This is a genomic window from Agrobacterium larrymoorei (genome assembly GCF_005145045.1).
GTDB lineage: Bacteria > Pseudomonadota > Alphaproteobacteria > Rhizobiales > Rhizobiaceae > Agrobacterium > Agrobacterium larrymoorei.
Genome location: NZ_CP039691.1, coordinates 1322287 through 1334141 on the forward strand (window position 1 = coordinate 1322287; position 11855 = coordinate 1334141).

The 11855-nt window shown below is 56.8% G+C and carries 12 protein-coding genes; 7 read left to right on the forward strand and 5 right to left on the reverse strand.

Annotated elements, in window-relative coordinates:
• Positions 1-47: 47 nt before the first annotated feature.
• Entirely contained in the window at positions 48-404 is a 357-nt protein-coding gene (locus CFBP5473_RS06195) for an antibiotic biosynthesis monooxygenase (protein ID WP_027677147.1), read from the reverse strand.
• A gap of 123 nt (positions 405-527) precedes the next feature.
• Here CFBP5473_RS06195 and CFBP5473_RS06200 point away from each other — a divergent pair, with 123 nt between their 5' ends.
• Together CFBP5473_RS06200 and CFBP5473_RS06205 are read left to right on the forward strand one after the other, a co-directional pair.
• On the forward strand, positions 528-1454 hold the full coding sequence (locus tag CFBP5473_RS06200; RefSeq protein WP_027677146.1) for a LysR family transcriptional regulator: 927 nt from the start codon (positions 528-530) through the stop codon (positions 1452-1454).
• Positions 1455-1621: 167 nt separating this feature from the next.
• Entirely contained in the window at positions 1622-3388 is a 1767-nt protein-coding gene (locus CFBP5473_RS06205) for a peptidoglycan D,D-transpeptidase FtsI family protein (RefSeq protein ID WP_027677145.1), read from the forward strand.
• Here CFBP5473_RS06205 and CFBP5473_RS06210 read toward each other — a convergent pair.
• From CFBP5473_RS06210 to CFBP5473_RS06215, 3 genes are all read right to left on the reverse strand, one after another.
• Positions 3382-4251: an MFS transporter gene (locus tag CFBP5473_RS06210; RefSeq protein ID WP_234881785.1), complete on the reverse strand. Its 870-nt coding sequence runs from the start codon at positions 4249-4251 to the stop codon at positions 3382-3384. The genes CFBP5473_RS06205 and CFBP5473_RS06210 overlap by 7 nt on opposite strands.
• A gap of 11 nt (positions 4252-4262) precedes the next feature.
• Positions 4263-4589, reverse strand: coding sequence for a hypothetical protein (locus CFBP5473_RS25320; protein ID WP_234881786.1), 327 nt, complete (start codon positions 4587-4589; stop codon positions 4263-4265).
• Positions 4590-4660: 71 nt separating this feature from the next.
• Entirely contained in the window at positions 4661-5575 is a 915-nt protein-coding gene (locus CFBP5473_RS06215; RefSeq protein ID WP_337678384.1) for a LysR substrate-binding domain-containing protein, read from the reverse strand.
• A 91-nt stretch (positions 5576-5666) separates the two neighbouring features.
• Here CFBP5473_RS06215 and CFBP5473_RS06220 point away from each other — a divergent pair, with 91 nt between their 5' ends.
• On the forward strand, positions 5667-6416 hold the full coding sequence (locus tag CFBP5473_RS06220) for a sulfite exporter TauE/SafE family protein (protein ID WP_027677143.1): 750 nt from the start codon (positions 5667-5669) through the stop codon (positions 6414-6416).
• A gap of 52 nt (positions 6417-6468) precedes the next feature.
• Here the strand turns inward: CFBP5473_RS06220 and CFBP5473_RS06225 are convergent, their stop codons facing one another.
• On the reverse strand, positions 6469-6762 hold the full coding sequence (locus CFBP5473_RS06225) for a hypothetical protein (protein ID WP_027677142.1): 294 nt from the start codon (positions 6760-6762) through the stop codon (positions 6469-6471).
• Between the two features lie 560 nt (positions 6763-7322).
• On the opposite strand from CFBP5473_RS06225, the gene rpsL reads away from it, so the two are divergent.
• The 4 genes from rpsL to tuf all read left to right on the forward strand — a co-directional run bounded on the left by rpsL (position 7323) and on the right by tuf (position 11613).
• Positions 7323-7694, forward strand: coding sequence for a 30S ribosomal protein S12 (rpsL, locus tag CFBP5473_RS06230; RefSeq protein WP_003507760.1), 372 nt, complete (start codon positions 7323-7325; stop codon positions 7692-7694).
• Between the two features lie 79 nt (positions 7695-7773).
• Complete coding sequence (gene rpsG / locus CFBP5473_RS06235) at positions 7774-8244, forward strand: 30S ribosomal protein S7 (RefSeq protein ID WP_027677141.1); 471 nt, start codon at positions 7774-7776, stop codon at positions 8242-8244.
• Positions 8245-8271: 27 nt separating this feature from the next.
• Positions 8272-10371: an elongation factor G gene (gene fusA / locus CFBP5473_RS06240; protein ID WP_027677140.1), complete on the forward strand. Its 2100-nt coding sequence runs from the start codon at positions 8272-8274 to the stop codon at positions 10369-10371.
• A gap of 66 nt (positions 10372-10437) precedes the next feature.
• Entirely contained in the window at positions 10438-11613 is a 1176-nt protein-coding gene (gene tuf, locus CFBP5473_RS06245) for an elongation factor Tu (protein ID WP_136954323.1), read from the forward strand.
• Positions 11614-11855 lie beyond the last annotated feature (242 nt).

Consider the following 11855-nt stretch of genomic DNA (forward strand, 5'->3'; position numbering starts at 1 on the left):
TTTTTGTTTTTGAAGCTTTGCTGACGGTCATTTATATAGAGAGGTTCTCAGCTGGCCTGTGCAAATTTCGGCAAAACCAGATCGCCGACATTATACGCATGGAACTCACTCTTCGAGACCGTTTCAAGCCGCCGAAATTTTTCAACGAATACTGGGTCGGAGAAGAACTCGTCCACGTTGCCCGCGTTTTCGATTGCCTCGATGTTGACGACGGTTAGTCCGTCCGTGCTTTTGGCGAGGTTGCTCCAGAGAAACCCTTGCTTTCTTTCCGCCACATAGTGAACGACGTCCTGAATGATTTCGAATGCTTCATCCTGTTTACCCGGGTGAACATGAATGACATTGACGATGAAAGTGGTTGGTTTTGGAGCATTGCTAAATCCGGCGATGAAGCTGGTATTCATTGTGTTTCCTTTCACGAAAATCGGCGTTTACCGCCGCGCCCAGCTAGATATCCATCTCGGGATAAGCGATAAACAGTCGCGTATTCCAATAAGAGCGGAACTTATTTCCGTAATAGGAGTGGGATGGACAAGCTCGGTGCGCTGACGATTTTCGTTCACACGGCTGAGGGTGGAAGCTTCGTTGCGGCTTCTCAACGCTTGGGGCTTTCCAGTTCGGCTGTCGGCAAGGCAATCGCGCGGCTCGAGCAGGAAATGGGCGTACGCCTTTTCCATCGTTCGACACGAAGCATGACATTGACGGAGGAAGGCAGTTTCTTTCTCGATACTTGCCGAAGGGTTCTTTCCGAACTGGACTCGGCGGAAGCACAACTCTCGAAATCCCAGAGCAAACCTCGTGGTCTACTGCGTGTGAGCTTCCCGTTGACGGGAATGCTGTTGATGCCGGCCATATCGGCTTTCATGAAGGCCTATCCCGAAATCGATCTGGATCTGGATTTCACCGACCGTCTCGTTGACGTCATTGAAGAGGGGTTCGATGCTGTCGTCCGCACCGGCGAAGTACGTGACACGCGGTTGATGAATAGGAAGCTTGGCTCATTCAAACACCGCCTCGTCGCTTCGCCTGACTATCTAACGCGGGAAGGTGTGCCGCAGGTCCCTGAAGATTTGATGCGTCATCGGTGTATGCATCACCGATACGCCAATTCCGGAAAACTGGAACCATGGCCGCTTGTGAGGGACGGTAAAGACTTGCGCCTTGCGCTGCCAACCACGACGATTGCCAGTACGCTTGAACCGCTTATCCACCTTGCCGAAAATGGCTTCGGCATATCCTGTTTGCCCGACTTTGCGGTCGCTAAGCAGATCGAAGATGGCAACCTGATCTCGCTGCTCGACTGCTTCACGGCAGAGGCGGGAGTTTTTCGAGTTCTCTGGCCGACGAGTCGCTATTTATCGCCCAAGATCCGAGTGTTCGTGGATTTTATGGCCGAAAATCTGTTCGTAGCCAGGAGGAGCGCTGGTCGTATCGATAGTAAGCGAGTTGAGTGAGGTTCCGAACGCCGATGGATATCGATTAAAGAGATCGTGATCCTGCCGTTAAGAGGTTGTTAACACTGGCCGAGCAGAGATGAATGCAACTTCAAATGTGTGCAGATGCCATTCCTTTATAATGTATTCGGCATTTCACTACCTGGCGTTTATCTCGGATCGTAATCATGTCGCTGCTGGCGCAAATCGCTAATCTCAGAAGTCGGGCTCATTTTGTTTTAGGGCGGGGAGGCCGTCGTGGGCGTGGTGGTCCGGGGGCCAGCGTCAAGCCGCAGCGTCTTTTGCAGGCCAGGCAGCGCATTGCGCTGATGGGCATTGGCTGCGCGATAGCCTTTACGATCATGGGTGGACGGTTGGTTCAGTATGCGATGGTGGAGCCGGTCGTAACCGGGAGCCTCGGTCCAGTTTCTCGCGTGGCATCCCGCCCCAACATTACCGATAGAAACGGTGAGTTGCTGGCGACGGATTTGAATATGGTGTCGCTCTATGCCGATCCGCGGCGTATTGTCGATCCAGACGAGGTGGTGGAGAAGCTTGCGACCGTGATACCCGGCCTTGACTGGAAGGGCACGCATGCGAAGCTTCGCTCGGATTCTGCATTTCAGTGGCTGAGGCGGCAGCTGACGCCGAAGCAGCAGGCGGATATTCTTGCGCTTGGCATTCCGGGCATTGGTTTTCGGCCTGAAAAGAGCCGTTTCTATCCCGGTGGCGTCGCGGCGTCTCATGTCATCGGCCATGTCAATGTCGATAATCAGGGTCTTGCCGGGATGGAACGCTATCTCGATCAGCAGGGTCTGTCCGAACTGCGCGCGCTTGGGATGACCGGAGAGGCGTCTCTGGCGCCGGTGCAGCTGTCCATCGATCTTCGCGCGCAAAGCATCGTGCGCAACATCGTCCACGAGTCGATGATCAACTATCGGGCCGAGGCTGCTGGCGCGGTCATCCTTGATGTTCATACCGGCGAAGTCATCGCCATGGCTTCCGTGCCGGATTACGATCCCAATCAACCATCGCGCACACTTCCCAATGGCAGCGTGGACAAGGAATATGAGAAGGGCTGGTTCAACCGCATGAGCAATGCCACCTTCGAGATGGGCTCGACGTTCAAGAGTTTCACTCTTGCCATGGGGCTGGATGCGCAGAAGATTACGCTCAACACGGTGGTCGATGCGACGCGCCCGATCCGTATGGGCGGCTTCACCATTCGGGATTTCAGGGGAAAGAACAAGCCGCTTACCATCCCCGAAGTGTTTCAATATTCCTCCAATATCGGCACTGCGGCTGTTGCGGACAGGGTAGGAATTGAAGGGCATCAGGAGTTTTTGACGCGGCTCGGGCTGCTGTCGAAGATGGAAACGGAAATGCCGGGTGTCGCGACGCCGACGCAGCCCAGAACGTGGAAGAAAATCAACTCGGTGACGATCTCCTTCGGCCACGGCGTCGCGACCACGCCGTTGCAGACGGCGGTTGCTGCGGCGGCGCTGGTCAATGGCGGCCATCTGATCCAGCCCACCTTCCTGCCGCGCACGCGCGAAGAGGCGCAGCTCGTGGCAAAGAGGGTGGTGAAGGAGAAGACCAGCGCCGATATGCGCTTTCTTTATAACTGGAACGGCGTGAAGGGATCGGGCCGAAGCGCGCAGGTGGAAGGTTTTCACGTTGGCGGCAAAACCGGCACGGCGGACAAGGTGATCAATGGCCGTTACGCCAGCGATATCAATTTCAATGCCTTTGTGGCGGCTTTCCCGATGGACAAGCCGAAATACATCGTTCTTACCATCATTGACGCCCCCGTTGCGGGTGAAAATGGCGGGCGAACCGCAGCATCCACCGCCGCCCCCATGGTCAAGGAAATCATCAGCCGCACCGCTCCGTTGCTTGGCGTCACACCGCGATTTGGCACGCCGGAAAGCCCTGTCTTGCTGGTGAATTACTGAAGCGGCGGCGGTAACGGAACGTCCGTTTCCGCGGTTTCAAAGTCGGCGCGTTTCATCAGCGCGAGGCCAAGCAGGCATGAAAAGGCAAAGATGGAGATGAGAAGCGCGGTCCAAAGCGCAGCCTCCGGGCTGGCCGACGTCATGATCAGCGAAAAGAGCGGCGGCGCGGTGGCGAAGGCGAGGTTGAGCGGAACTGCCATCTGTGATGAAGCGCGGGCATAGGCCGCCGGTGGAAACAGTTCCAGCGGAAGAGTGGCGCGGGCCACGGCAGTCACACCACTCGCAACTCCGTAGAGTGTTGCAAAAAGAATTGCGCCAGCGAAACCGTCTGCCTGTAATAGGATTATGAAGCTGAAGGGAAACAGCGCGGCGCCCGCTATGCTGATGAGCAAGCCGGATACCCGATTGCCAGCGACAACCTCCACCATTCGCCCGGCCCATTGCGCGATGCCGATGAAGGCGGCGGCTGTGATGGCGTGGGCGTGATCGAGACCTCTGGCCTCGAAAAGGATAATGATCGTCAGGGCGAAGCCCCATGTGAAGAAGCCGTTTGCTGCAAAACTGGTGGCCAACAGCATGAATTTCGCGCGGTTGACCGTTGCGCCTTTCGCGCTCTCGGCCTTTTCCGCCTTGTTGCGGTGCGAGGCCAATGCTTTCCAGTGCAATGGGGTGCAGATGACCAAAAGCAGGACGGCGTAGAGTAGTGTCGTCGCGCGCCAGCCCCATTCATTCATCAGGATGCTGGTAATGGGCCAGGTAATCGTCGAGGTTAAGCCGCCAGCCAGAACGAGGAAGCTGAGTGCTTTCTTCGCATGATTGCCCGCAACTTCCGTCAGCGCGATTTGCGCTGCGGTCGTCAACATGCAAGCGCCAGCTATGCCGATAATGATCCAGGCGAGAAAATATGAGATGGGGCCGCTGCGCTCAGCGCCAGAAGGCCGAGGGCACCAATCGGTGATCCCACCACCATGATCACCCGCGCACCATGGCGCTCGAAGAGAGTGCGCAGTGGCCAGGACATCAGCGCCATCATCACCAGCATGGCTGTTGGGCCCGCCATGATGACGGGCAGCGGAAGGCCGAGGTCTGTCGCAAAGAGAGAACCTGCGACCGCGGGCAGCCAGAACGTGGCGCCCCAGCCAATCAGCTGGGTGACCGATAAGGCCGCAACGGCAAAGAGAGCAGGTGAGGGGCGTGGCATCTGGGGTGGGGGCGATCATCAATAGTATCTTGCTTCAACCACCATAATCAGGATTTGCGAACCTCCTGTGACTATCGATCCGCTCCTACACCCTGCGGGGGACCATCCGCCAAATGATCGAAAAGTGCGCGAATAACAGGGCTTGGCTCGGTATCTTTTGCCAGGCAGACGGCGAGGTTTCTTCGGGCCCATGTGTCCGTTAGCGGGGTGATTGAGATTTGGCACGTTCGCTTGCACTGACGGGCAATCGTCAGCGGGACGATGGCGATGCCAAGACCGGTGCTTGCCGCATTACATATGCTTTCGAAGGTGCGCAGCCTGATGCGATGGCGCAGCCTTGCCCCGATCTTTTCCGCCTGCCCCTGTATGTGCGCCTGTAATGCGCCGTCTTCCAGCCCGATGAAATATTCATCCATAAGCGTGTTGAAACGGACCTGCTTCTCTTTCGCAAGCGCATGGTCCGGAGCGGTCACGAGGGCGAGTTGGCTGACGGTAAATGGCTGGAGGACCAGTCCCTCATGGGCTGCGGCATCCGAGAGAATACCGATATCGGCACAACCGGCCACGACGCTGCGGGCGATTTCCTGGCTCTGACGTTCGCGTAGATCGACATCCACCTGTGGGTTGGCCGCGAGCCATGGCGTGAGGCGCAGCGGGAGCGTTTCGACAATGGCGGCGGTATTGGCATGCACGCGGATCTCCGTTCGCAAACCCTTGGCAAACTGCCCGAGATCAGCGCGCATCGCTGCCACTTGCGAAAGGATTTTTCGGGCGTGCTGGCAGAGCGTCTCTCCGGCTTCGGTTGGAGTGACACCTCTGCGGCCTCTTACCAGCAGGCGAACACTGCCGAGCGCTTCCATCTCTTTCAGTCGATCACTTGCCGCAGCCAGCGACAGTCCTACTTCGGAGGCGCCATGCGTGATGCTGCCCGCATCTGCAACGGCAAGAAAGAGACGGAGGTCAGTGAGATCGTAACGCATCAACATAGCTTACCCACAGGTCAGCCTTCGGTCTAGCCGAAGGCATCATACGGTATATGCGCATTGTGGAATAACGGTGGAGCTCTATGAGTAGCGTATGAACGAATACTCATTCTCCATCCTGTTTATCATCATCGTCACCTTCTTCGGCGCAGGTATCGTGAAGGGCGTGACCGGCATGGGCTTACCGACGGTCGCAATGGGTGTGTTGGGTGGGCTCCTGTCACCGCTTGCTGCGGCGTCCCTTCTAATCATCCCGTCCACCGTTACCAATCTATGGCAATTACTGGCCGGTCCGAACTTTATCGGCATCCTGCGTCGTTTGTGGACTATGATTGCAGGTGTTTTCATCGGCACGATGTTCAGCGCCTCGATGCTCACGAGCGGCGATACGGCGCTAGTTAGTTTCGCCCTGGGAGCGACGCTCTGCCTTTACGCGATCTATACACTGCTGGCGAAGCCCTTTCGTGTAGAGCCGAAACATGAGCGCTGGCTTTCGCCACTGGTGGGACTGGTAACGGGGCTTATCGCCGGTGCTACGGGCGTCTTCGTTATTCCGGCTGTACCCTATCTGCAGTCGCTAGATTTGGAAAAGGATGATCTGGTGCAGGCCCTTGGCCTGTCCTTTACCATCTCGACGCTCGCCCTCGCCATGGGGCTCACGACCAACGGTGCATTTCATTTTGAAGGCGCATGGCTGTCCGCTCTCGCCGTCATTCCGGCGCTGATCGGCATGTGGGCGGGGCAGTATGTGAGGAGAGCGGTCAGTCCGGCCACGTTCAAACGCAGCTTTCTGCTTGCGCTCGCAGCCCTCGGCGCGGAGATGATGTTGCGGGGCGTATGGTAGGCCGATAGCCCTAAAGAGGAAATGGCGCGCGGTATTCCGCGCGCCCCACATATCACGCGAACCGGATGATCGCGACTTCGCCTTCGAGTGCGCCCTGATAGGCGGAGGCGTGGGGTTCTTCGTCGGGGATTTCGGTGATCATGCCGATCTGGTCGAGGTCGGCCTCAAGGAAGCCTTCTTCGGAAAGCGCGTTGAGAGCCTCGCGAACGGCGGTGTCGTCGTCCGGGGCCTGGAGGATGACGTGGATGTCGATGCCGTCTTCGCCTTCGCGCTCATAGGCCTTGCCGATGATGACGAAGACCATTGCCTCGTCGCGTCCATTGTCGTTGTCGGGTTCTGTGATCATGACGCGATTCCTTTATGTCGTGGTGGAGAGTAGGGCGCTTCATTGATCTAACGCTTCTGCCCGCCACGTGTTGCATCCGTGAAGCCCCGAGAGTGGTCTGTCGCCGGATGCCTTCGAGGGAATCAATAGACGGCTTTTATGAAAAGCCAAAGGCCGGAAAGACAAAAACAATGGAGAGGGTAGGGGCTTTATGGTAAAAGCCTTTCAAAATCCTGTACCGCAAGGTTCAAGCGCCTGCCGCCCGGGTACAAAATGCGGATTCACCCTTGACGAAAGCGGGCTAAAACAGTAGTACGCCCGCCATCGGAGCCGATGTGAAGTCTGGCCATCTGGGACGACTCGTTCCGGAGTTCACTTCAAACAGGGGTCCAAAACACGTACGAGACACGAATGTTGCACGCACGACGTATGAATTTACGTCCTCTGCATTGAGTGGTCCATCCGTGAAAACCGGATCGGGCCACGTTTTGCGCATGAGGCTATGCGTGCATCGTTGCCGGAAACGGTATAACCGCCACTCGTAAAGAGTGGCTAAAGTAGTTTTTGCAAGGGATGGTTATATGCCTACCGTAAACCAGCTGATCCGTAAGCCACGTCAGGCACAGGTTAAGCGTAACAAGGTTCCTGCTCTGCAGGAAAACCCACAGAAGCGCGGCGTTTGCACGCGCGTTTACACGACGACCCCTAAGAAGCCTAACTCGGCTCTTCGTAAGGTTGCCAAGATCCGCCTGACCAACGGCTTCGAAGTCATCGGCTACATTCCTGGTGAAGGTCACAACCTTCAGGAACACTCTGTCGTCATGATCCGCGGCGGCCGCGTAAAGGACTTGCCGGGCGTTCGTTACCACATCATCCGTGGTGTTCTCGATACGCAGGGCGTCAAGAACCGTAAGCAGCGTCGTTCGAAGTACGGTGCAAAGCGTCCGAAGTAATTTCGGGTTTAACAAATTCCGGCGCTGCGCGAGGTTCTCCGCGTGGTAAAGCGTCATTCAAAGTTGAGAGACAAATAGTATGTCCCGTCGCCATAGTGCAGAAAAGCGTGAGATCAACCCGGATCCAAAGTTCGGTGATCTGGTCGTCACCAAGTTCATGAATGCCATCATGCTTCATGGCAAGAAGTCCGTTGCAGAAAGCATCGTTTACGGCGCATTCGACGTCGTTCAGGGCAAGACGAAGTCTGAGCCGCTCGGCGTGTTCCACTCCGCGCTCGACAACGTTGCTCCGCACGTCGAAGTTCGTTCGCGTCGTGTTGGTGGTGCAACCTACCAGGTTCCAGTCGATGTTCGCCCGGAGCGCCGTCAGGCTCTCGCCATCCGCTGGCTGATCGCCGCTGCGCGCAAGCGCAACGAAACGACCATGATCGATCGCCTCTCCGGCGAACTCATGGACGCTGCGAACAACCGTGGTTCTGCCGTCAAGAAGCGCGAAGACACGCACAAGATGGCCGACGCCAACCGCGCATTCTCGCATTACCGCTGGTAATCTAACCGATCCGAAAGGCAGTCCGTTATGGCTCGCGAATATAAAATCGAAGACTACCGCAATTTCGGTATCATGGCGCATATCGACGCCGGCAAGACGACCACCACCGAGCGTATTCTCTACTACACCGGTAAGTCGCACAAGATCGGCGAAGTTCACGATGGCGCAGCCACCATGGACTGGATGGAACAGGAGCAGGAGCGTGGCATCACGATCACCTCCGCTGCTACCACGACCTTCTGGAAGGGTCGCGATGGCAAAATGCGCCGTTTCAACATCATCGACACCCCCGGCCACGTTGACTTCACGATTGAAGTCGAGCGTTCGCTGCGCGTTCTCGACGGTGCTATCGCACTTCTCGACGCCAACGCCGGTGTTGAGCCGCAGACGGAAACCGTCTGGCGTCAGGCAGAGAAGTACAACGTTCCGCGTATGATCTTCTGCAACAAGATGGACAAGACCGGTGCTGACTTCTACCGCTCGGTAGAAATGATCAAGACCCGTCTCGGCGCCACCGCTGTCGTCATGCAGCTGCCAATCGGTGCGGAAACAGAGTTCAAGGGCGTTATCGACCTGATCGAGATGAATGCACTCATCTGGCGCGACGAATCGCTCGGCGCTCAGTGGGACGTCGTCGAAATTCCGGAAGACATGAAGGCCAAGGCTGACGAATATCGCGAAAAGCTGATCGAGACCGTTGTCGAGATCGACGAAGAAGCGATGGAAGCCTACCTGAACGGCGACATGCCGGACAACGACAAGATCCGCGAACTCGTTCGTCGCGGCACCATCGACGTGAAGTTCCACCCGATGTTCTGCGGTACCGCGTTCAAGAACAAGGGCGTTCAGCCTCTTCTCGACGCCGTTGTCGATTACCTGCCTTCTCCGCTGGACATTCCTGCGATCAAGGGCATCGACTTCAAGACGGAAGCCGAAATCGAGCGTCACGCTGACGACGCCGAGCCGCTTTCCATGCTCGCGTTCAAGATCATGAACGACCCCTTCGTCGGTTCGCTCACCTTCGCACGCATCTACTCGGGCAAGCTCGAAAAGGGTACCTCTGTCATCAACACGGTCAAGGACAAGCGTGAGCGCGTCGGTCGTATGTTGCAGATGCACTCCAACTCGCGTGAAGACATCGAAGAAGCCTTCGCTGGCGACATCGTTGCTCTGGCTGGCCTCAAGGAGACGACAACGGGTGATACGCTCTGCGATCCTCTGAAGCCGGTTATCCTCGAGCGCATGGAATTCCCTGAGCCGGTTATCCAGATCGCTATCGAGCCGAAGACCAAGGGCGACCAGGAAAAGATGGGCCTTGCGCTCAACCGTCTGGCAGCTGAAGATCCTTCGTTCCGCGTCAAGACGGATGAAGAATCCGGTCAGACGATCATCGCTGGCATGGGCGAACTTCACCTCGACATTCTCGTTGACCGTATGCGTCGCGAGTTCAAGGTTGAAGCAACCGTCGGTGCTCCGCAGGTTGCTTACCGCGAAACGATCACCAAGTCGCACGAAGAAGACTACACGCACAAGAAGCAGTCCGGTGGTACCGGTCAGTTCGCGCGCGTCAAGATCCTCTTCGAACCGAACCCAGAAGGCGAAGACTTCAAGTTCGAGTCCAAGATCGTCGGTGGTGCTGTTCCGAAGGAATACATCCCGGGCGTTCAGAAGGGTATCGAAAGCGTTCTGTCTTCCGGTCCTCTGGCTGGCTTCCCGATGCTCGGCGTCAAGGCTACCCTGTTCGATGGCGCATACCACGACGTCGACTCCTCGGTACTGGCGTTCGAAATCGCATCGCGTGCCTGCTTCCGTGAAGCAGCGAAGAAGGCTGGTGCACAGCTTCTCGAGCCGATGATGAAGGTCGAAGTCGTAACCCCTGAAGATTACGTCGGTGACGTGATCGGCGATCTGAACTCGCGTCGCGGTCAGATCCAGGGTCAGGAATCGCGCGGTATTACGATCGTAATCAGCGCACACGTTCCGCTCGCGAACATGTTCAAGTATGTCGATAACCTGCGCTCCATGTCTCAGGGCCGTGCACAGTACTCGATGACTTTCGATCATTACGCACCGGTTCCGAGCAACGTTGCTGCGGACATCCAGGCAAAGTACTCCGGTCAGAAGTGATCGGGGTACGCCCCAAACGAGATTTAAAGTTTATTCCCGCTTAGGGACCAGAATGGAGAGCCACTAATGGCAAAGAGCAAGTTTGAGCGCAATAAGCCGCACGTCAACATCGGCACGATCGGTCACGTTGACCACGGCAAGACGTCGTTGACTGCAGCGATCACGAAGTTCTTCGGCGAGTTCAAGGCGTATGACCAAATCGACGCCGCTCCTGAAGAAAAGGCTCGTGGTATCACGATTTCGACGGCCCACGTTGAGTATGAGACGCCGAACCGTCACTATGCGCACGTTGACTGCCCCGGCCACGCCGACTACGTGAAGAACATGATCACCGGTGCTGCCCAGATGGACGGCGCGATCCTGGTTTGCTCGGCTGCTGACGGCCCAATGCCGCAGACCCGCGAGCACATCCTGCTTGCCCGTCAGGTTGGCGTTCCGGCTCTGGTCGTGTTCCTCAACAAGGTCGACCAGGTTGACGACGCAGAACTTCTCGAGCTCGTCGAACTCGAAGTTCGCGAACTTCTGTCGTCCTACGACTTCCCGGGCGATGACGTTCCTGTCGTCAAGGGTTCTGCACTTGCAGCTCTGGAAGACAGCAACAAGACGATCGGTGAAGACGCAATCCGCGAGCTGATGGCTCAGGTTGACGCCTACATCCCGACGCCTGAGCGTCCGATCGACCAGCCGTTCCTGATGCCGATCGAAGACGTGTTCTCGATCTCCGGTCGTGGTACGGTTGTGACCGGTCGCGTTGAGCGCGGTATCGTCAAGGTCGGTGAAGAAGTCGAAATCGTCGGCATCAAGCCAACATCGAAGACGACCGTTACCGGCGTTGAAATGTTCCGCAAGCTGCTCGATCAGGGCCAGGCTGGCGACAACATCGGTGCACTGGTTCGCGGTGTTAACCGTGACGGCGTCGAGCGTGGTCAGATCCTGTGCAAGCCAGGTTCTGTCAAGCCGCACAAGAAGTTCAAGGCAGAAGCCTACATCCTGACGAAGGAAGAAGGCGGCCGTCATACGCCGTTCTTCACGAACTACCGTCCGCAGTTCTACTTCCGTACGACGGACGTGACCGGTATCGTGACGCTCCCTGAAGGCACGGAAATGGTTATGCCTGGCGACAACGTCACGGTTGACGTCGAGCTGATCGTTCCGATCGCGATGGAAGAAAAGCTGCGCTTCGCTATCCGCGAAGGCGGCCGTACCGTCGGCGCTGGCATCGTTGCCTCGATCGTCGAGTAATCTCGAACGACTGTAATTCTGGCCGGCGGCGGTGCGAAAACACCGCCGCCGGACTTTTGATAAAAAAGCTTATCGGCGCTGCACTTTTAGTGCTTGAAAATTTCGGTGAAAGCGCGTAAACGCGCACTCACATTCACCAATGGAGTCGCAAGCGATTGCGGATTCGGGTGATTTAGCAATACAGACTAACGAAATGATTGGGGTGCGATCACGCATTCCTCTCGATTTTTGAAAATCTGCGG